General features: G+C 72.2%; 16 protein-coding genes and 1 pseudogene. 8 read left to right on the forward strand and 9 right to left on the reverse strand.

Going from position 1 to position 18,028, the window contains the following annotated elements; translation table 11 throughout:
* Positions 1-4: 4 nt before the first annotated feature.
* A complete protein-coding gene (locus tag SXIM_RS03175) occupies positions 5-412 on the reverse strand; it encodes a YciI family protein (RefSeq protein WP_030727870.1) in 408 nt (135 codons plus the stop codon).
* A 197-nt stretch (positions 413-609) separates the two neighbouring features.
* Between SXIM_RS03175 and SXIM_RS03180 the strand changes: the two genes are divergently transcribed.
* Entirely contained in the window at positions 610-984 is a 375-nt protein-coding gene (locus SXIM_RS03180; RefSeq protein ID WP_030727871.1) for a DUF4259 domain-containing protein, read from the forward strand.
* Positions 985-1,024: 40 nt separating this feature from the next.
* On the opposite strand, the gene SXIM_RS03185 is transcribed toward SXIM_RS03180, so the two are convergent.
* Entirely contained in the window at positions 1,025-2,161 is a 1,137-nt protein-coding gene (locus tag SXIM_RS03185; protein ID WP_030727872.1) for an aromatic acid exporter family protein, read from the reverse strand.
* A gap of 244 nt (positions 2,162-2,405) precedes the next feature.
* On the opposite strand from SXIM_RS03185, the gene SXIM_RS03190 reads away from it, so the two are divergent.
* Positions 2,406-2,885, forward strand: a complete 480-nt coding sequence (locus SXIM_RS03190) for an SRPBCC family protein (protein WP_046722886.1) — start codon at positions 2,406-2,408, stop codon at positions 2,883-2,885.
* Positions 2,886-3,100: 215 nt separating this feature from the next.
* On the opposite strand, the pseudogene SXIM_RS03195 reads toward SXIM_RS03190, so the two are convergent.
* The 4 genes and pseudogenes from SXIM_RS03195 to SXIM_RS03210 form a co-directional block, all read right to left on the reverse strand.
* Positions 3,101-4,125 (reverse strand): annotated as a pseudogene (locus tag SXIM_RS03195) (iron-containing redox enzyme family protein).
* On the reverse strand, positions 4,122-4,397 hold the full coding sequence (locus SXIM_RS03200; RefSeq protein WP_046722887.1) for a CDGSH iron-sulfur domain-containing protein: 276 nt from the start codon (positions 4,395-4,397) through the stop codon (positions 4,122-4,124). Before SXIM_RS03200 ends, SXIM_RS03195 begins: the two are co-directional and overlap by 4 nt.
* Positions 4,381-5,058 carry a HemK2/MTQ2 family protein methyltransferase gene (locus SXIM_RS03205; RefSeq protein ID WP_046722888.1) on the reverse strand — a complete coding sequence of 226 codons (678 nt, stop codon included), beginning with the start codon at positions 5,056-5,058 and terminating at the stop codon, positions 4,381-4,383. Before SXIM_RS03205 ends, SXIM_RS03200 begins: the two co-directional genes overlap by 17 nt.
* A gap of 83 nt (positions 5,059-5,141) precedes the next feature.
* The gene (locus tag SXIM_RS03210; RefSeq protein WP_046722889.1) at positions 5,142-6,944 is read right to left on the reverse strand and encodes a thiamine pyrophosphate-requiring protein; all 1,803 of its coding nucleotides are present in this window, start codon (positions 6,942-6,944) and stop codon (positions 5,142-5,144) included.
* A 231-nt stretch (positions 6,945-7,175) separates the two neighbouring features.
* Between SXIM_RS03210 and SXIM_RS03215 the strand changes: the two genes are divergently transcribed.
* Positions 7,176-7,910, forward strand: coding sequence for a transketolase (locus tag SXIM_RS03215; RefSeq protein ID WP_030727881.1), 735 nt, complete (start codon positions 7,176-7,178; stop codon positions 7,908-7,910).
* 59 nt (positions 7,911-7,969) lie between these two features.
* On the forward strand, positions 7,970-8,872 hold the full coding sequence (locus SXIM_RS03220; protein ID WP_030727884.1) for a transketolase C-terminal domain-containing protein: 903 nt from the start codon (positions 7,970-7,972) through the stop codon (positions 8,870-8,872).
* A gap of 108 nt (positions 8,873-8,980) precedes the next feature.
* Here SXIM_RS03220 and arr read toward each other — a convergent pair whose 3' ends face one another.
* Positions 8,981-9,379 carry an NAD(+)--rifampin ADP-ribosyltransferase gene (gene arr / locus SXIM_RS03225; RefSeq protein ID WP_030727886.1) on the reverse strand — a complete coding sequence of 133 codons (399 nt, stop codon included), beginning with the start codon at positions 9,377-9,379 and terminating at the stop codon, positions 8,981-8,983.
* A gap of 914 nt (positions 9,380-10,293) precedes the next feature.
* Here arr and SXIM_RS03230 point away from each other — a divergent pair.
* Together SXIM_RS03230 and SXIM_RS03235 are read left to right on the forward strand one after the other, a co-directional pair.
* Entirely contained in the window at positions 10,294-11,610 is a 1,317-nt protein-coding gene (locus SXIM_RS03230) for an alpha/beta hydrolase (RefSeq protein ID WP_078635180.1), read from the forward strand.
* Positions 11,611-11,722: 112 nt separating this feature from the next.
* Positions 11,723-13,144, forward strand: coding sequence for an endo-1,4-beta-xylanase (locus SXIM_RS03235; RefSeq protein ID WP_030727891.1), 1,422 nt, complete (start codon positions 11,723-11,725; stop codon positions 13,142-13,144).
* A 557-nt stretch (positions 13,145-13,701) separates the two neighbouring features.
* On the opposite strand, the gene SXIM_RS03240 is transcribed toward SXIM_RS03235, so the two are convergent.
* Entirely contained in the window at positions 13,702-14,670 is a 969-nt protein-coding gene (locus SXIM_RS03240; RefSeq protein WP_046722890.1) for a pirin family protein, read from the reverse strand.
* A gap of 14 nt (positions 14,671-14,684) precedes the next feature.
* Positions 14,685-15,794 (reverse strand): helix-turn-helix domain-containing protein, encoded by a 1,110-nt coding sequence (locus SXIM_RS03245; protein WP_030727897.1) that lies wholly within the window; start codon positions 15,792-15,794, stop codon positions 14,685-14,687.
* A 179-nt stretch (positions 15,795-15,973) separates the two neighbouring features.
* Here SXIM_RS03245 and SXIM_RS03250 point away from each other — a divergent pair, with 179 nt between their 5' ends.
* Together SXIM_RS03250 and SXIM_RS03255 are read left to right on the forward strand one after the other, a co-directional pair.
* Positions 15,974-16,615 (forward strand): hypothetical protein, encoded by a 642-nt coding sequence (locus SXIM_RS03250; RefSeq protein ID WP_046722891.1) that lies wholly within the window; start codon positions 15,974-15,976, stop codon positions 16,613-16,615.
* Between the two features lie 286 nt (positions 16,616-16,901).
* On the forward strand, positions 16,902-18,023 hold the full coding sequence (locus tag SXIM_RS03255) for a LacI family DNA-binding transcriptional regulator (RefSeq protein WP_030727901.1): 1,122 nt from the start codon (positions 16,902-16,904) through the stop codon (positions 18,021-18,023).
* Positions 18,024-18,028: the final 5 nt, after the last annotated feature.

An 18,028-nucleotide genomic window follows, 5' to 3' on the forward strand; every position in this document is an offset into this window, starting at 1 on the left:
GAGGTCATTCGGTGACGGTGGGCGGCGCGGTCAGGAACGGGCGCACCTCCAGCCACTCGTGGATCGGCCTGCCGCCGGCTCCCGGGGCGGCCGACAGTTCTCCGGCCAGCTCGACGGCGCGCTCGTAGCTGTCCACGTCGATGATCATCCAGCCGGCGATGAGGTCCTTGGTCTCCGCGAACGGCCCGTCGGTAACCGGCGGGCGCCCCTCACCGTCGTACCGGACCCACGCTCCCTCGGGGGCGAGTGCCTGACCGTCGACGAACTCGCCGCTGCTTTCCAGGCGGGCGGCGAAGTCGTTCATGTACTGGATGTGGGCCGAGATCTCCTCGGGGCTCCACCGGTCCATCGGCACGTCGTTGACGGCGGCCGGGGCGCCGCGGTAGTGCTTCAGCAGCAGGTACTTGGCCATCGTGGTTCTCCTCGGTGCGCGTGCGACCCATTGTGGTCGCGTTCACCCCGGGGACGGAGCCGGACACGGATTCTCGACATCACCGTCCAACTTTTCCGGCCCCGGCCCCGGCGATGAGCCTCCTCGCCCCCCGTTGTCAGTGCTCCCTGCTTCGATGGCCCCGTCGTGATGTGACACCACCATGCGGAGGAGAGACCGTGGGCACCTGGGGCAGTGGGAACTTCGACAGCGACACGGCCAGGGACTATCTGTCCTCCTTCATGGATCGGCTCGTCGCGGAGGTGGCCGAGGTCATGGAGGGGGATCCGGTCGCCATCGAGCCCGACGAGTACTGGGGGGTGGCCGTGCCGTGTCAGCTGGAGCTGCTGCACGTCCTGGTCCGGGCCGGCCACACCTCCGACACGCCGCTGCGCCCGGAGGTGGTGGAGAGGTGGAAGAAGCACTTCATGGCCGTCTGGGAGCGGACCATCGACGAGCTGGAACCCTCGCGGGAGTACAAGGAAGAACGCCGCGCGGTGCTGGTCCGTACCTTCGACCAGCTGGCCGGGGCGGCAGCCGAACGCGCCGCGTAGCCGGTCCGGTGCGGACCGGGGGTCAGGCGCGCAGCGCCCGTCAGGTCCAGGGCGGGCCGGGAGCGCGGGCCAGGTCGTCCAGGGCCCGCCGGGCATCGGTGAGCAGCGCCCCGTACAGCGGCCATTCGCCCGGTGCCCGCAGGTCCGCCCGGCGGCTGCTGCCCGCCAGTTCGGCGGCCCGGCGCCGACCGGTGGCCACCGGACCGCCGTCCGGCTCCGGGCCACCCTCTCCGGCGGGCGCCGCGGAACCGCTCTCACCCAGCTGATGCGCCGCCCGGCCGATGTCCTCCAGCAGCCCGGCGAAGGGAAGGAGGAAGTCGCCGGCCAGCGCCGCCCGGTTGTCGCGCCCGGCCGCGTAGTCGAGCCCCCGGACGACGGACTCCAGCTGGTAGGCGGCACGCTCCAGGGCGGTCACCCGGGCGTGGTGATCCGGCAGGCTCAGCAGGCCGCCGCTCACCAGCCGCCGCGGATTGAGCCGGACGTTCTCCTCGCCCAGCTCCACCGTCGCCCGGGCCTGACGGGCCATGGTCCGCAGTGCCTGCGCCTCGTCCCACCAGGCACGGGTCTCCGCCTCTCCCGGTCCGCCCTCGCGCAGGTTGCGCGCGACGCCGGCCGCCAGATCGCCGACCCGCCCGGCAAGGTACGCGATGGACCGGTCGGCGTCCCGGTGGTGCACCGCCGGCGCCAGCACCACGACGGCCACCAGGCCGCAGCCGATCCCGATCAGCACCGCGGCCGCCAGCCCGGCGCCGTAGTCCCACTCCCCGTTGCCGGTGGAGAAGGCGAACAGTGCGGTGACCGGCACCTGGAGCCGCTGCGCGCCCAGCGGCTGCGCCCGGGAGAGGGCCAGCGCCACCAGGAGCAGCACGGCCAGGGTCCACGCGGTGCGTCCCGCGGCCGAGCCGAAGACGGCGGCCAGCACCACCCCGAGCGTGACGGCCGCCAGATAGCGCCAGGACTGCTGGATCGAGCGGTGCACCGTTCCCTGGATGGCCAGCAGTGTGGTGAACGGGGCGAAGGTGGCGACGCCCGGCGCCAGCAACCAGGAGGCCAGGGACCAGGCGGCCACCGCCGCGGCCACCGTCTTCAGCTGGAGCAGCAGGTCCTCCCGCTCCCAGCCGGGTGTGCGCACGGCCTGCCGCAGCCGGTCCCGCAGCACCGCCACTCGTACCGTCACCGCGTGGACCGGTCCCCGTACCGTCCTTCCGCACACGCCTCCTCACAGCCACGTCGGCTGCCCGGCGGGACCGGCGGCAAACGTGCGCGGCGGGGCCGTCCGACCGCCCCTACGAGCTGCCGCGCGGTCCGGAAAGTGCTTCCATCCGTACAGGAAGAACGCGGCGCCCTCCCCCCTGAACAGGCACAGCGCGACACCGTGAGGGCAGGCTCCGTACCGCTCGCCCAGGCGTCTGGAGGCATCCATGGCCGTACGGCACCGACTGATCGCCCATCCACCCGACACGGTGTGGGACGTCCTGGCCGACCCCTCCCAGTACGCCGCCTGGGTGGTCGGCACCAAGGATTCCGCACCGGCGGAGGGCGAGTGGCCCGAAGTCGGCTCCGCGCTGGCCTACACCGTGCGCCTCGGCCGCAAGGATCTGCACGGCCGCACCTGGGTGCGGCGCTGCGAGCCACCTCGGGCCCTGGAGCTGGAGGTCGACAGCGGGCGGCTCGGCACCGCGCGCATCTCCCTGGACATCCGCCCGTGGGGCGAGGAGACCCTGGTCATCATGGACGAGCACCCGCTGCGCGGCTTCGGAGGCACCGTGCACAACGCCGTCCTGGACGCGGTGCAGCAACTGCGGCACCGCGGGATGCTCGCCCGGCTGGAACGGCTGGTGGACGAGCGGGCGTCGCTGCCCTCCGGGCACCGGCCGGGCTCCGGGGGCCCGGGGAGCTGACGGCGGCGCTCGTCCGCGGACCGAGCCGGCGCGGTATCACCGTACGGTGCGGGGAGCGGGTCACCGAGGTCTCAGTGCGGGGCGGACGGGTGGCAGGCGTGCGCACGGCGGCCGGGACGGTGCATGTGGCCTTTGCCCACCCGGGCGGCGGCGTGCCACGGCGCGCCCGGGGCCAACGCCGCCCCCGCCGCGCGGCGCGCGGGCAGCACCGCCCGTCAGGCGCCGGGCCCTGCCAGGGGTGAGCGCAACGCTGACTCACCCGAGCGCCAGGCGGTCAGCACCTCCCCCGCCAGACGGTCCTCCAGATGAGCGGTCGCCCCGATGCCGAAGGCCACATCGGCCGCCAGCGCGGGCTCGTCCGCCAGCAGACCTCCCACGACATCGTGACGGACCACTTGTTCGTGCACGGCGTCCGCCTCCACGTGTTCGTCGTAGAAGCGCACGGCGGCCGGGCCCGCGCCCACCCGCGCATCGCGGCGGCCAGCCGGCGGGAGGCCGGCGGGGACGTCACCTCCACCGCGGCGAAGTGGCCCACCAGCGCCCCGCGCAGCGACCGGTGCAGGCCGAACAGCGACATGAGGTTGACCGTGGCCAGGGCCGGTGCCGGGGCCGCGTCGAGGTACCGGCCGTAGGCCGGGTCCAGGCCGAGATCCCTCATCAGCGCCGCGAACAGCTCGGCGTGCACCCGATCGGCGCGCCCCGCCCCGAACTCGTCGTACTCGATGGCGACCATCGCGGCCTTCGCCCGCCCTCGCAGCCGGGGCACGACCCACAGGTGCGGGTCCGCCTCCTTGAGGTGGTAGAGGGAACGCAGCGCCGCGTACTCCCGCACCTGCCACAGGGTGCCTTCCCCGGCGAGGTGGTGGCTCACGCTGTCCCCGCTGTCGCCGACCGGTTCCACGAGCAGTTCGCCCAGGGCCTGCTCGGCGTTCTCACCGGTGGTGGTGTCCCGCCGCAGGGCCGTCAGGAAACGGTCCTCCGCGTCGGCGCGCAGCCGCAGCAGCGCGGGGTCCCACTCGTAAGCGTCGTCGATGCCGGCGAAGCCCCGGTAGTGCAGTTCGTACAGGAGGTACAGGGCCAGTTGCAGATCCGCTCCGTAGGGATCGGCGCCGGAGACCGCGGCGGCCCGTGGCAGCGGACTCGCCGCCCCGCGCAGGGCGGCGATCACCGCGCCCGACAGGTCGCCCCTGGCCGGGGGCAGCGGAGGGGACGCGGTGACGCGCAGCGGCAGCGTGGTCACGGGGCTTCCTCCGTTCCGCCGGGAGGCGGCGATCCGGGCCCGGGCCGCCGTTCGGGTGAGTTCCGCCGGTCGTTCCCGCGGGACCGGCGGCGGTGGCTGGTGTCGCACCACGGATAGCTGCGGCTGCGCCGGCACGCGCACAGGGCGACCTGGAACCGCTGGGAGGACACGACGGTGCCGTCCGGGAGGACGACCTCCACGGGCCCTTCCACCAGGATGGGTCCGTCCGCGTCGAGCCGTATCCGGCAGGGCCGTTCAGAGTCTTTCGGCACGGATGACCACCAGCTCCTCCTCGTCCTGGCCGTGTTCCAGCAGCCCTTGGGCGCGCAGCCAGGGGGCGCGCTGCCGCAGGACGGGGCCCAGCGGTATCCGGGCCCGGTCGCCGACGGTGGCGTGCAGTCCTGACCGCTGCAGCCGCAGCAGGGTGTCTTCCGTTCCGCACAGGGTGGAGTGGACCAGGAGCAGCACACCGCGCGGGCGCAGCAGCCCGGGGGCGGTGGCGCAGATACGGTCCAGCAGGGTCCGTCCGTCGGCACCCGCGTCCCAGGCCACGCGGGCCCCGTGACGGGCCGGCCGGCGGGGCGGGGCCGGTACGTACGGCGGGTTGCTGACCACCAGGTCGAAGGTCAGGCCCCGCAGGCTTGCGGCCAGGTCCCCCCGGCGCACGTCGATGGTCACGCGGGCCAGCAGGGCGTTCAGCCGGGCCGTCAGTACCGCGCGGCGGGCGATGTCCACGGCGGTCACATCGGCGCCCGTGAGGGCGGCGCGCACGGCGAGCACCCCGCTGCCGGTGCACAGGTCCAGCACGGAGGTGCCCGGGCCGGTCCGCTCGCGGGCCAGCGCACCGGCCATGAGCCGGCTGTCGTACTGCGGCGGGTAGACACCCGGAACCGTGAGGACTCTGCCGAGGGCCGGTGGTGAGGTGGTCGTCATGCGCGCTCCTGTCGCCTCCCCGCACCGGGCGGTGCGTCCGGGGGGCCGGTTCCGTGGGGCATGGCATGCGTCGACGGTGACGGTCAGCCGCGGTTGAGGCCCTTGAGATCCGGAAGGAACTCCTGGACCTTTTGCTTGATGCCTCTCTTCACCACATTCGTCCGGTCGCTGTCACCGCGCAACAGCGCTTCGGCGGTGGCCTGGGCCTGCTCCCAGGTGGCGTGCGGGGGAATCGGCGGCACCGCGGGATCGGTGACGAATTCCAGCAGGCAGGGCCGGTCGGCCGCGAGCGCCTGCCGCCAGGCGGACTCGACGCCGCCCGGCTCGTCGACCCGGATGCCGTGCAGGCCGATGGAGCGGGCGAACTCCGCGTACGGGACGTCGGGCAGGTGCTGGGAGGGCTCGAACTGCGGGGCGCCGGACATCGACCGCATCTCCCAGGTGACCTGGTTGAGGTCCTGGTTGTTGAGCACGCCCACGATCAGCCTCGGGTCGCTCCAGCGCCGCCAGTAGCGTGAGGCGGTGATCAGCTCCGCCATCCCGTTCATCTGCATCGCGCCGTCGCCGACGAGCGCGATCGCCGGCCGTTCCGGGTGGGCGAATTTGGCGCCGATGAGGTAGGGGACGCCCGGGCCCATGGTGGCCAGCGTGCCCGACAGGGAGCCGCTCATCCCCGGCCGCAGCCGCAGATGACGCGCGTACCAGTTGGCCGCCGAGCCGGAGTCCGCCGCGAGCATGACGTCGTCGGGCAGCAGCGGCGACAGGGCGGCGGCCACGTACTCGGGGTTGACGGGGTCGGCCTCGGTGGCGGCCCGCCGGTCCATCACCTCCCACCAGCGGGCGACGTCGCGCTCCAGGTCCTTGCGCCACTTTCCGTGCTTCTTCGGCTCCAGCAGCGGCAGCAGCTCCCGCAGCGCGGTCGCGGCGTCCCCGATGAGGTTGACCTCGTACGGGTAGCGCATGCCCGCCATGTGCGGGTCGATCTCGATCTGCACCGCCCTGGCCTGACCGAACTCCGGCAGGAACTGGGCGTACGGAAAGCTGGAGCCGATCGTCAGCAGGGTGTCGCACCCCTGCATCAGCTCGTACGAGGGCCGGGTGCCCAGCAGTCCGATGGCCCCGGTGACGTACGGCAGTTCGTCGGAGAGCACGTCCTTGCCCAGGAGTGCCTTGGCCACCCCGGCGGACAGCACCTCGGCCGCCTGCTCCACCTCCGCGCGGGCCCCGGCGGCGCCCTGGCCCACCAGCACGGCCACCCGTTCGCCGGCGTTCAGCACGGCGGCGGCCCGTTCCAGGTCCTCCCGGGCCGGGACCGGGGCCGAGCGGCCAAGTCCCAGCGAGGAGGGCACCATCTTGAACGCGTGCGACGGCGCCTCGTACTCCAGCTCCTGCACGTCGGCGGGGACGATCACCGCGGTGACCGTGCGCCGGCCGTACGCGGTGCGGATGGCGCGGTCGAGCACGTTGGGCAGTTGCTCGGGAACGGTGACGGTCTCCAGGAAGTCGGAGGCGACGTCCTTGAACAGGTTCGCCAGGTCCACCTCCTGCTGGTAGGAGCCGCCCATGGCGCTGCGGTTGGTCTGGCCGATGATCGCCACCACCGGCACATGATCGAGCTTCGCGTCGTACAGGCCGTTGGACAGATGGATGGCTCCGGGCCCCGAGGTCGCCACGCAGACGCCCAGCCGGCCGGAGTACTTGGCGTAGCCGACGGCCTCGAAGGCCGCCATCTCCTCATGCCGTGCCTGCACGAACATGGGGTCGTCCGCGGCCCTCCCCCACGCGGCGAGAAGTCCGTTGATCCCGTCCCCGGCATAGCCGAAGACGTGTTCGACATCCCACTCCCGCAGCCGCCGCAGCAGGAAATCCGCCACCTTCTCACCCATGCGCGCGCTCCCAGTCCTCGCTCACGTCGCGGCCGGCCCATAGCTGCGCGGCCCCGGCCCGCGCGGTCCGGCCGCAAGGTCAACGGCGGGCACGCGGACGAGCCGGGTACCCGATGCGGGACACTCCAATCGCCCTGACCACTCCCCCGTCCCTCACCCGCTCGGCGCAACGCCGGGGCCGGTGCGGACCCTCTTGACTTCAACAGCACTTGAAGTTCTAACGTGCTGATCATGACGAACGCGATCAGGACGCAGACGGAGAACGGTGTCGCCGGGTTCGGTGAGTTGGCTTCCCTGATGGGGCTGATGACCGGGGCCGAGAAGCACGGCCCGGCCGCGACATCCACGCTGGACGCGCTGTGGGTCCTCTACGACCGGGTGCTGCGGGTCTCCCCCGAGACCGCCAAGGACCCGGGGCGGGACCGGTTCCTGCTCTCCAAGGGGCACGGCCCGATGGCCTACTACGCGGTCCTCGCCGCCAAGGGCTTCTTCCCGAGGACATGGCTGCCGGACTTCGGCACGTACGACTCCCCTCTCGGGCACCACCCGGACCGGACGCTGGTCCCGGGCGCGGAGATCGGCAGCGGGTCGCTGGGGCACGGCCTGCCGCTGGCCGTCGGCACGGCGCTGGGCCTGCGGGCCCAGGGGCTCGACGACCCGGCGGTGTGGGTACTGGTCGGCGACGCCGAACTGGACGAGGGCAGCAATCACGAGGCCATCGCGTACGCCGGCGCCGCCGGGCTCTCCCGGCTGCACACGCTGGTCATCGACAACTCCTCGGCCACGCACGGCTGGCACGGCGGGATCGCCGCGCAGTTCCAGGCCGCCGGATGGTCGGCGGTGACCGTGGACGGGCGCGATCACGAGGCGCTGCACCGGGCGTTCACCGCCCCGCACCCAGGACGCCCGCACGCGGTGGTCGCCCAGGTGGAGCCCAAGGACACGGGCGAACCCAAAGTCGCGTGAGGGACCCCCGTCCCCCGCTCCACGACGTTCCACGATCTATCACGAGAGGGCCTTCCCCCATGGACACCATGCGTGAGCGCTTCACCGCCGTCACGTCCCGACTGCTGGACGAGGACCCGCGCCTCGCCGTCGTACTCGCCGAGATCGGCAGGGACGGCTTCACCCGGGCACAGGGCCGACACCCGGACCGGGTGGTGAACGTCGGCATCAGGGAACAGCTGCTCGTCGGCGTGGGCGGGGGGCTGGCCCTCACCGGCCTGCGCCCGATCATGCACACCTTCGCCAGCTTCCTGGTGGAACGCCCCTTCGAGCAGCTGAAGCTGGACCTCGGCCACCAGGGCGTCGGCGGGGTGCTGGTGAGCGCGGCCGGCTCCTACGACTGGCCCGCCGGTGGCTTCACGCACATGTCACCGGGCGACGTGGCCCTGCTGGACAGCCTGGACGGCTGGACCGTCCATGTCCCCGGTCACCCGGACGAGGCCGAGGCACTGCTGCGGCACGCCGTGGCCGCCGGCGACGACAAGGTCTACCTCCGGCTGTCCGAACAGACCAACCAGGAACCGCGCGCGGTCGACGGCGCCCGCTTCCTGACCCTGCGAGAGGGCCGCGGCGGCGTGGTCGTGGCGGTCGGCCCGATGCTGGAGAACGTACTCGGCGCCGTCGCCGGCCTGGATGTGACGGTGCTGTACGCGAGCACCGTGCGCCCCTTCGACGCGGCCACGCTCCGCACCGCCGCGGCTGTCGCCGAGGCGGCGGACGTGGTGGTCGTGGAGCCGTACCACGAGGGAACCTCGACCCGGCAGGTGAACGACGCGCTGGCCGACGTACCCCACCGCGTGCTCGGCCTCGGCGTCGGCCGCCGGGAGCTGCGCCGCTACGGACAACTCGACGAGCACCTGACCGGGCAGGGCCTGGACCCGCGAACCCTGCGCGAACGGATCACCGGCTTCCTGGCACCGTGAGCAGCGGCCGCCACCCGGCGGTCATGCGGCCTGCGCGTGTGGCCGGAGACATCGATCCGCCACCCGGCCCGTAGCAGTGGTGCCCGATGGCGTGCGACGCGAAGACGGTCAGTTGATGATCTCTCCCCGGACCGAGGCGAGGCGAGTACGCCAGTCCCGCAGCGCGTCCGGGGTCAGTCGCGTCCAGTCGTCCACCTCGCCGAGGATCCGCAGCGGTTCCTCGCTGCGATAGGAGCGGGTCGGGTTGCCGGGAAACTTCTTGTCGGTCACGTTGGGGTCGTCCTGGAAGTCACCGGTCGGCTCGACCAGGTAGACCCGCGGCTGACCGTCCCCGGCGGCGAGCTCGGCCGCGAGGCCGGCACCGTCGCGAAGCGCCGTGAAGTAGATGTGACGCATGACGACTTCTGGCCGGTAGTTGGAACGGAAGCCCGCGGTCAGCAGGTCTCCGGCCCGAAGATCAGCCTTCGTGCCGTGGTAGAACGGCCCGGGATCCAGCGTTTCACCCATTCGGACAGCCTACTGACCCGGGCCGACGCGTCCGAGCGGGCGGCCCAGGTCCCACGCTCTTTCCGGGACACCGGGCGTTTGGTCACCGCGCGCAGCCCGCATGCGGGACACCGCGACCTCGTACCCGCCCTCCTTCCAGCCGTTGCACGGGGGGCGCCGCTCGGGTGACCCCTCAGAGGCGGCGGCCACGGCCGCCGAAGTCTCCCTTCTCCACTGTCACGAACCTTGCCGGAACGGCACTGGCGCGTGAGAGCGCCGCAGCCCGCGTTCGGCGTCTGCACGGGCGGGAGCGCTCCCACGAAAGCGCGTGAGGAACGTCAGCCCGGTGGCGGCCACCCCTCCTGAGCGACCGACAAGGCCGACGGTTCCATCGATGCGGAACGGTAGAAGTGCCGGGCCACCCCGTCAAGCCTGTGCGTACCCACACACCGCGCGGGTGCCCGCGGGGCCGGGCCGGCCCCGGGAAGCCGCCGGACGACAGGCCCGCCACCAGGGACGATGCCTGGCCGGGGCCGCGCTGCGCGGGACCGACAACGAATCCGAACCGGAGTCATTGACGCGGCTCGCGCCATGCTCCATCATCCTTGCTGTTTGGCAAGCCGGTCGGCGTCCGGTATATCGAATGCGGCTACGGTGGGGATGACCTCCGCTCCCCCCGGCACACCGCACTCTTGATCGTTCTTCTCGGCACTTCCCCCGAGCCGGAGAGTTTCCCCGCCCCGGAGGCCACACCTCCCGGGAACGAGAGCACTCTTCACACCCCGGGGCCCGCACCTCGCTCCGACGGAACGCGCACGCCGCAACTCCAGCACCATGCTCGCCCGCCAGTCCGGCGCGGCCGTGCCCGCGCACACCTTCCGCTCCGACCAGGGGCGGCGGTTCTCGCAATCCCGCATCTTGATCAAGGAGTACCGATGTCACTACGACGCCGCACCGTCCTGAGCCGAGCACTTGGCATGAGCACGGCATTATTGGGCGCACCCCTGCTCGGCGCCGGTCCGGCGACGGCCGCCGGACCGCTCGACGCACCGACCCAGCGCTTCGCCATCGGCGTACGCGAGTTCGACTGGAACCGCGGAGGCCGCCGCCTGGTCACCCGGATCTTCTACCCGGCGACCGGGAACCCGGGCGGCAACCCGGTGCGCGATGCCGCCATCGCCAACGGGGTCTTCCCGGTGGTCGAGTTCAGCCACGGTCTGGGCGGCAACCCGGAGAGCTACGCACCGCTCATCCGCCCGCTGGCGGAGGCCGGCTTCGTGGTGCCGGCCCCGGTCTTCCCCACCACCTCGACCGGCACCCCGGGCAATATCGGGGATGTCTACAACGGCAACCAGTCCCAGGACGTCTCCGAGGTCATCACCCGCACCCTGGCCCTCAACACCACTGCCGGTTCCCCTTTCGCCGGGCGCCTGGACACCGCCACCGGCGTCGGCATCGCGGGGCATTCCCTCGGTGGGATGACCACGCACGGCCTGCTCACCGCGTGGCCCGACGAGCGCGTCGTGGCCGCCGTACCGTTCGCCACCGTGGACATGGGCAACCCCTCCGGACGCCCGGCGGCGAAGGTCCTGTTCGTCCACGGCGACCAGGACCCCATCTGCCAGTACTCCTCGGCTCGGCAGGCGTACACCGAGCTGCCGGCGCCCAAGGCGTTCCTCACCCATCTGGGCACCGGCCACGACGAGTACATCTGGAGCGGCGTCAACCACACCCAGACCGTGAACACGTATGTGGACTGGATGCGCTGGAGCCTGTACGGGGACACGGCGGCCCGCGACCGACTGCCCGCCGGCGCGGCCGGGAGCCGTACCCGCTGGGAGTCCGTCCTCACCCCGGCCGAATCCGGCCCGGCGGTCGCGCTGCGGTCCGCGGCCAATGGCCAGTACGTGTGCGCGGAGAACGCCGGAGCCGAAGCCCTCATCGCCAACCGGCCCACAGTGGGCCCGTGGGAGCGCTTTGAGCTGGTCGACACCGGCGGTGGTTCGGTGGCCCTGCGCGCGCTGGTCAACGGCCAGTACGTGTGCGCGGAGAACGCCGGAGCCAGTCCTCTCATCGCCAACCGTTCCGCCGTCGGCCCGTGGGAGACCTTCACCCGGATCAACAACGGCGACGGTTCCATCAGCCTGCGCGCGCACGCCAACGACCGCTATGTCACGGCGGGGGCCCAGCCGTTGGTCGCCGCCGCCACGACGATCGGTTCAGCGGAGTCCTTCCACGTCTCGGCCTCCTGAGTCCGGTCCCCAGATTTCCGCCCGCTCCATCTGATCGGAAGGACACCAGATGATCCTCACCGCACAACCGGCTCCACACAGCGCCCTGTTACGCCGCTTCAGACTGCTCGTCATGCTCCTGGCGGCCGTACTCATCGCCAGCGGCACCGTCGTGGCATCGGCGGGCACCGCTGCGGCGGGCACCACGCTGGGAACATCGGCCGCCGAACGCGGACGCTATTTCGGCGCCGCGGTCGCCGGGCACAAGCTCAACGAGAGCGCCTACACCACGATCGTGAACAGGGAGTTCAACAGCCTCACCGCCGAGAACGAGATGAAGTGGGACGCCACCGAACCCTCCCGCGGCTCCTTCAACTTCTCCGCCGGTGACCGCATCGTCAACCACGCCCGCCAGCAGGGCATGTCCGTCAGGGGCCACGCCCTGGTGTGGCACTCGCAGCAGCCGGGGTGGGCGCAGGGCCTGGAAGGCAGCACGCTCCGCTCCGCGATGATCAACCACATCAACCAGGTGGCCGGCCACTACCGGGGCCAGATTCACTCCTGGGACGTGGTGAACGAGGCGTTCGCCGACGGCGGCAGCGGGGGACGGCGTGACTCCAACCTCCAGCGCACCGGCAACGACTGGATCGAGGTCGCGTTCCGCACGGCACGTGCCGCGGATCCCGGGGCCAAGCTCTGCTACAACGACTACAACACCGACGGTATCAACGCCAAGAGCACCGGTATCTACAACATGGTGCGCGACTTCGTCGCCCGCGGAGTGCCGATCGACTGCGTGGGGTTCCAGTCCCATCTGACGAACTCCGCACCCGGTGACTACCAGGCGAATCTCCAGAGGTTCGCCGACCTCGGGGTGGACGTGCAGATCACCGAACTGGACATCGCGGGTGCCGATCAGGCGAACGCCTATGCCGCCGTCACACGTGCCTGCCTGGCCGTGAGCCGCTGCACGGGCATCACCGTGTGGGGCGTACGGGACAGCGACTCGTGGCGCACGGGCCAGAATCCGCTGCTGTTCGATGGGGCGGGGAACAAGAAGGCGGCCTACACCGCTGTGCTCAACGCCCTCAACTCGGGCGGCACACAGCCTCCCGGCGGGATCGACACGAGTGCGTGGTACGTGCTGGTGAATCGCAACAGCGGCAAGGCGCTCGACGTGTACAACCTGGCGACGAACGACGGCGCCCGGATCACCCAGTGGTCACGCAACGACCAGGCTCAGCAACAGTGGCAGTTCGTCGACTCCGGCGGAGGCTACTACCGGCTGCGCTCACGCCACTCGGGCAAGGTCCTCGACGTCCACAACTGGTCCACCGCAGACGGCGGCGCCATCGTCCAGTGGAGCGACAACAACGCCGCCAACCAGCAATGGCGAGCAGCCGACTCCGGCAGCGGAAACATCCGGCTCATCAACCGCAACAGCGGCAAAGCCCTCGAAGTCCAGGGAGCCTCCACCGCCGACGGAGCCAACATCGTCCAGTACAGCGACTGGGGCGGCACCAACCAGCAATGGCAGCTCGCGCGCGTGGGCTGACACAGGGCACAGGGCGCCGGCGTGGGAACGGGTTCACGACGTTCGCGGCCCGCGCCGGTCCGCCGGTGCGGGTGGGGCAGCGTGCCGGCGCCCCACCCGCACCGTCCAGCACACGTGGCAGCTGCCACCGGGGCCGACCACGCCATGCCCCACCTGCGCACGGCCGGGTCAGCCGAGCGGCACGCGCGACATCACACAGGTGAAGAAACGGATGTTCCCGGTGACACAGGATCAGCCGACCCTCCAGCACCCGGACGCTGACCATCCACCCGTGCCGGCTTCAGTTCCTCTGTCAGGGCATGGATCCGGGAGCCGGCGGTGAATACGTCCTCCTGCCGCGGCGGATGGGCCTGCTCACCCAGACCAACTCCACCTGCTGAACCATACTTCGCGGTACGGACGTGCCCATTCCACCGATGTCCCCGGCCGGGGACATCGGGAGCCACGGCCGAGCTGTTCCGAAGCGACCCCGGAGGACCTGCGGGCAGCGCGAACCGGCGGGCCACATCCCCGCGGAAGAACGGAGGAACGAGCCTTTGGCCGGGAAAAGACCGGGGTCAGCGCGTGCGGCCCCGGGGTTTGAGCGGTACCGGGGGAAGGGCGGGGGCGGACAGGCGGTCGCCCGCGTAGCCCTTCACCTCGCCGAAGCGGCTGCCCTCCTCCCAGTCGGCGCGCGCCTGGACGATGTCCTCCGCCGACCTGCCGATGAAGTTCCACCACATGACGATCTCCTCCTCGAAGGGGACACCGCCCAGCAGCATCACCGCCGCGTCGTGGTCGGAGCGCAGCGGCAGGTGGCGGCGGCCCTCGCCCAGGTAGAGCAGGGAACCGGGGGGCAGCGGCACGCCGTCGATCTCGGGGGCGCCGGACATCGACAGGACCGCGTACTCGAAGTCCTCGGTCAGCGGCAGCGCGGTGTCGGTGCCGGCGGCCAGCGCGAGGTCGGCCCCCACCAGCGGGCTGAAGGTGGTGCCGGGCGAGGCGGCCCCGTCGAGTTCGCCCAGGATGACGGTGGCGGAGAGCCCGCCGCCACCGCGCAGCACCGGCAGCGTGGTGTGGTGCTCGAAGGAGGGCGCGGTGTGGCGGTGTTCGCCCGGCAGCGCCACCCACAGCTGGGCGCCGTGCAGGATCGGGGCGTTGCGGTGCGGGCTCGGCGACTCCTCGGAGTGGGCGATGGCGCGCCCCGAGGTCATCAGGCCGAGTTCGCGCGGGCGGACGGTCTGCAGGCTGCCGAGACTGTCACGGTGCAGCACCTCCCCGGCGTGCAGCCAGCTGACGGTCTGCAGGCCGATGTGCGGGTGCGGGGGCACCTGCATGCCGGGCTCGTCGGCGATGTCGTCGGGGCCGTAGTGGTCGACGAACACCCAGGCGCCCACCATGCGGCGGCCGAGGCTGGGAAGCAGCCGGCGTACCACGGTGCTCTCGCCGAGCGGGACCTCACGGCCCGCGAGGAGTTCGTGCACGGGGCCGGTCCTGGGCTCGGCACCGCAGGGGGTGGGGGCGGGGCGCTGGTCGAGGTTGCTCATGACCCGATCCTGCCTCACTCCGGCAGCCAGCGGCCGGTGGGGATGTCGTGGACGAGAACGGGTCCGGTGGTGCCGCTGGTGCGGAAGGGACGGCCGTCGTCGTCGATACGCGTGGTGCCGGAGCGCCCGCCGCTGTTCCAGTCGAGTTCGATGTACCAGTCGACGTCGCCGGTTGCGGCCCTGGCCTCGAAGCGCAGCAGCAGCGGCTCGTCCGCGCCGAGGGCGAAGGGGAGGCGGGGGGCGGGGAATTCCTCGCCGGTGGCGGCGTCGCCGCCGGCGATCGGGTGGGCCAGCGGGCGGTCGGCGTCCAGGTCGACGCCGAAGGCTGCGGGGGCCAGGGAGCCGCCGCAGCCGTTGTCCATGCGGTACACCGGCCAGGGCAGCGGTGCGCGGCGCTCGGCGATCCGGATGTGGGCCGCCTCCACGACGACCGGGGCGCCGGTACCCGGTTCGGCGGTCAGGGTGATCTCGACGATGGCCGCCTCCGCGTGCACGGCCCGCCGGGCGGCCGACCAGCGCTCGGCGTCCTGGGCGACCGGCGGTGCCGGGACATCCTGCGGCCCGGCGTCCACCAGGTAGCGGTGACCGCAGCCGAAGGCCCAGACGTGGGAGCGGGTGGTCCACTCCAGTGGCGCCGCGTTCTCCCCCGCCGTCCCGGCCTTCGCCCCGCCCGCGGCGTCGAGGGTGAGCGCGGCGGCCAGCAGCAGCGCGGCGAGCCCCACCGTCAGCCGCGCGGTGGGCCGCCGGCGCCACCACGGGCGGGCCGGGCCGGGCGCGGCGGGGGGTTCGGCGGTGGGCTCCGCCGGGGGTACGTCGGAAGGTACGGCGGTGGGCTCCGCCGGGGGGCCGGGCGCGGCTTTGGCCGGGGTGGCGCCGCGCTGGGCGTCGGCCAGCACCCACAGGCGGTGCAGGTGTCGCCGTTCCGGCTCGGTGGCCCCGCACAGCGCGGCGAGGCGGTCGGCCGTCGCGTACTCCTGGGGCAGCGCCGCTCCCGAGCAGTAGCGGTGCAGCGTCGAGGTGCTGGTGTGCAGCCGCGTGGACAGCGCGCCGAAGCTGAGCCCCGAACGTTCCTTCAGCTCACGCAGCGCCCGCGCGAATTCCTGTGCCGGTGTCGCGTCCTCCATGGCCTCCCCCGCCCTGTCCGCCGTCCCGTTCCACCATTCCAGCCCTCCGCATCGTCCCACGTCAGTGGGGGTGGAATGGTTCCGCCGTCCCGGTCGGGGCCGCAAGCGTTGCCGGATCCCGGACGGGAAGCACAGGGTTTCGGGTGTCACACCGAGCATCACCTGGAGGGGACCCACCCATGCGACGCACCCGCACCCGCATCCTGACCCGTACCGCCCTGGCCGCCGGGGCGCTGGCCGCCGTCGCCGCGTTCGCGCCGGCCGCCGGTGCCGCGACGGCGACCACTGCCCCGAAGACGCCGGTGCCGGCGTTCCTGGAGCCCGGTGACCTGCCGCCGCACTCCTCCTCGCAGTGGTTCGCGCAGAGCCCGCGGCACGGGCAGCCCGAGTTGCCGCTGTTCTGCTTCGAGGAGGTGGAACTGCCGGCCGCCGGGACCTGGGTCCGGGAGTACCACACCGACCTGGACACCACGGCACGTCAGCTCGTCGTGGAGACCGGCGGCAACGCCGAGGCCCAGGCGCTGGCCGCCGAACTCTCCGACGCCGCGGCCGACTGCGCCGCCGACTGGCTGCGCGAGAACCCCGGCGCGGGCGCCGCCTGGGACGACTACGGCACCGTGGACGCCGCCGACGGGGCGCGCGTCTTCGGGGTGCACGTCGCGCCGCCGCAGGCCGGAACCGGCGTGCACCTGTTCGGCATAGGCCGCGACGGTGACACCGTCACCGTCGTCGTGTGGGGCGAGATGGGCGATCTGGCGCAGGCGCCGGTGACCGCGTTCAAGGACACCACGGCCACCGCCCTCACCAAGCTCGGCGGCTGACCCTGGCTGGCCGGGGCGGGCAGGACCGTACGAATCCGGCCACTCATCCGCCCGCCCGCCCCGGCCGGCTCCGCTCCCCGAGGGCACCCACCCGCGCGGCAACGCCGGGACATGTACACGTTTACATCACCTTTCACATCTCTCATCTGCGCTTTTGATGCTTCAACCGACCACCGCCACCCGGCATGGCGGATATCGAAGATCTTTTCATGTAAACGATTGCATTCCCTCCGTCATCGGCAGTACGTTCGGGCTCCTCGCAGCGAACGGAGGGTCAGCAGAGCGTATGGCCGCCAGCATCATCGATGTCGCCAGACGCGCGAAGGTGTCCACGGCCACCGTCTCGCGCGCGCTGCGGGGTCTGCCGAATGTCTCCGAGACGACCCGGGACCGGGTGCTGCGGGCGGCGGAGGAACTCTCGTACGCGATCTCCCCGCACGCCTCCAGCCTCGCTTCGGGCCGGACCGGCACCATCGGTGTCGTACTGCCGTTCGTCAACCGGTGGTTCTACAGCCAGGTGCTCTCCGGCATCGACGCGGTGCTGCGCGCCAACGACCTGGACCTGCTCCTGTACAACCTGGGCGATGCCCGCGTCCATGAACGGTTCTTCGCCCGGATGCCGCTGCGCCGCCGGGTGGACGCGCTGATCGTCCTCAACCTCCCGCTGTCCAAGGCGGAGTCCGAGGCGCTGGTCTCGATGGAGGTACCGGTGGCCGTCCTGGGCACCCGGGTGCCGGGCTGCTGGCACGTCTCCATCGACAACGCCCAGGGCGCCACCACGGCGGTGCGCCATCTCATCAACCTCGGGCACCGGCGGATCGGCATGATCACCGGTGCGCTGGGCGACCCGAGGGGCTTCACCACGCCCATCGTCCGTGAGCACGCCTACCGTTCGGTGCTGGCCGAGGCCGGCATCCCGTACGAGCCCGAGCTGGAGGCCCCCGGCAACTTCGGCATCGAGGAGGGCGCCTCCGCGATGGCCCGGCTGCTGAGCCTTCCCGACCCGCCGACCGCCGTGTTCGCGGAGTCCGACCTGATGGCGTTCGGCGCGCTGCGCACCCTGACCAGAATGGGCCTGCGGGCCCCCGACGATGTCTCGGTCATCGGGTTCGACGACCACGAGACGGCCGAGTTGCTGAACCTCACCACCATCGCGCAATCCGTTGCCCACCAAGGGGAGCTGCTGGCCCGCCAGATCCTGGACGCGCTGTCCGGGGCGAGCGAGGAGCCGACCGAGGTGGTGGTGCCCACCCGGCTCGTGGTCCGGGGCACCACCGGAGCGGCCCGCGTGGCCGGCCCCCGGACCAGTCCCGAGCATCCGCCCGAACCCGCGGCGGACTCCGCCCCGTACCCGGGCGGACCACCCGAACGTCACCCGGACCAGCACACCCGCACCACTGCGCGGTGAGCCGC

It is taken from the genome of Streptomyces xiamenensis, from assembly GCF_000993785.3.
Taxonomy (GTDB): Bacteria; Actinomycetota; Actinomycetes; order Streptomycetales; family Streptomycetaceae; genus Streptomyces; species Streptomyces xiamenensis.

Coding starts and splice junctions, on each gene's coding strand:
- SXIM_RS03175 (WP_030727870.1), bottom strand. CDS start 412: ATGGCCAAGTACCTGCTGCTGAAGCACTACCGCGGCGCCCCGGCCGCC.
- SXIM_RS03190 (WP_046722886.1), top strand. CDS start 2,406: ATGGCCGTACGGCACCGACTGATCGCCCATCCACCCGACACGGTGTGG.
- SXIM_RS03205 (WP_046722888.1), bottom strand. CDS start 5,058: ATGACGACCACCTCACCACCGGCCCTCGGCAGAGTCCTCACGGTTCCG.
- SXIM_RS03210 (WP_046722889.1), bottom strand. CDS start 6,944: ATGGGTGAGAAGGTGGCGGATTTCCTGCTGCGGCGGCTGCGGGAGTGG.
- SXIM_RS03215 (WP_030727881.1), top strand. CDS start 7,176: ATGACGAACGCGATCAGGACGCAGACGGAGAACGGTGTCGCCGGGTTC.
- SXIM_RS03220 (WP_030727884.1), top strand. CDS start 7,970: ATGGACACCATGCGTGAGCGCTTCACCGCCGTCACGTCCCGACTGCTG.
- arr (WP_030727886.1), bottom strand. CDS start 9,379: ATGGGTGAAACGCTGGATCCCGGGCCGTTCTACCACGGCACGAAGGCT.
- SXIM_RS03230 (WP_078635180.1), top strand. CDS start 10,294: ATGTCACTACGACGCCGCACCGTCCTGAGCCGAGCACTTGGCATGAGC.
- SXIM_RS03235 (WP_030727891.1), top strand. CDS start 11,723: ATGCTCCTGGCGGCCGTACTCATCGCCAGCGGCACCGTCGTGGCATCG.
- SXIM_RS03240 (WP_046722890.1), bottom strand. CDS start 14,670: ATGAGCAACCTCGACCAGCGCCCCGCCCCCACCCCCTGCGGTGCCGAG.
- SXIM_RS03245 (WP_030727897.1), bottom strand. CDS start 15,794: ATGGAGGACGCGACACCGGCACAGGAATTCGCGCGGGCGCTGCGTGAG.
- SXIM_RS03250 (WP_046722891.1), top strand. CDS start 15,974: ATGCGACGCACCCGCACCCGCATCCTGACCCGTACCGCCCTGGCCGCC.
- SXIM_RS03255 (WP_030727901.1), top strand. CDS start 16,902: ATGGCCGCCAGCATCATCGATGTCGCCAGACGCGCGAAGGTGTCCACG.